Raw genomic sequence first — 1336 nt, forward strand, 5'->3', positions numbered from 1 at the left:
CGTCGGCGAGGCGTTTGAGTACGACCGCCACGGCACCGTCCCCGGCGGCGCTCTCCAGGCCGAGTCCGCGCAGGGCCGCCCGGTGCACCGGTTCGCAGGAGAGGTCGACGGCGCCGACGAGCGCCGCGTCCACCTCCGAGGCCCGGATCGCGCGTGCCGCGAGGTCCAGCGCGAGGGGACCGGAGGCTTCCTCGGCCGAGACGGTGTGGCCGGGGCCCGCCAGGTCGAGCTGGGTGCTGATCCGGTTGGCCAGGAGGTTCGGCAGGGTGCCGACGACCCGTTCCGCGTCCATGGGCGCGGAGAAGGCGTCCCGGACGCGTGCGGCCGGTTCCGGACCGGTGGGCCCGCCGGTTTGCTCCAGCCAGAACGGCGTACGCCAGCGCGCGGTGGCGCGTGAGTTCTCCGGGTCCACGCCCGCGCCGATGAGGACCATGGTCCGCTCGCGCGGCAGGACCACGTCGCGGGCCGCCTCCCGGGCCACTTCGAGCATCAGGGTCTGCTGGGGCAGCGCCTTCTCGACCGCCCGGGGCGGAAAGCACAGTCCGGGAAGGGCCACGCCGATCTCCGAGGCCGGACCGCTCCGGCGCCCGGTCAGCAGCGCGCGGCGGAAGTCCTGGGTGCTCGCCCCTTCTCCGGCCCGGACGGCGACGGCCACGATCGCCACGGGTGCGCCCGGGAGGCGGCGGGTGCCGGACGGCGCCGACGCGCGGCCCTCCTCGCCGTCCCAGGCGTCGACGACGAGATGGGCGTTGGTGCCGCCGAACCCGAAGGCGCTCACCGCCGCCCGGCGGGGCCCCGGCGGCCACTGCTCGGGGGCGTCCAGCACCCGCAGGGGGGTGCCTCTCAGCTCGGCCAGCGGCTCGTCGGCGCCGAGCGTGGCGGGCCGGACGCCCGCCCGCATCGCGCCGAGCACCTTGAGTAGTCCGCCCGCTCCCGCCGACGCCAGCAGGTGCCCGACATTGGACTTCACCGAACCGATGGGCACGTCGGCGCCGTCCGCGAAGACCCGCGCCATGCCGCGGACCTCCTCGGCGTCCCCGACCGGGGTTCCCGCCGCATGGCATTCGACGAGCGAGACGGTCCGCGGTGCGACGCCCGCGGTGGCGTACGCCAGGCGCATCGCCCGTTCCTGGCCCTCCCGCGCCGGGCTGAGCAGTCCGTTGCCGCGCCCGTCGTTGGACAGCCCGATCCCCCGGACGACGCCCAGGACCGGCATGTTCCGGGCCACGGCGTCGCGCAGGCGTGCCAGTGCGACGAACCCGGCGCCCTCGGCGGGGATCAGCCCGTCGGCGTCCCGGTGGAAGGGGCGGCTGCGGCCGGTGCGGCTCACCGCCTC

The 1336-nt window shown here is 76.6% G+C and carries 1 protein-coding gene; it reads right to left on the minus strand.

Annotated elements, in window-relative coordinates; genetic code table 11:
* The coding region (locus IH13_RS38620; protein ID WP_031088716.1) for a beta-ketoacyl synthase N-terminal-like domain-containing protein at positions 1 to 1336 on the minus strand (1336 nt) is incomplete at both ends.

The organism is Streptomyces sp. NRRL WC-3549, assembly GCF_000721935.1.
Taxonomy (GTDB): Bacteria; Actinomycetota; Actinomycetes; order Streptomycetales; family Streptomycetaceae; genus Streptomyces.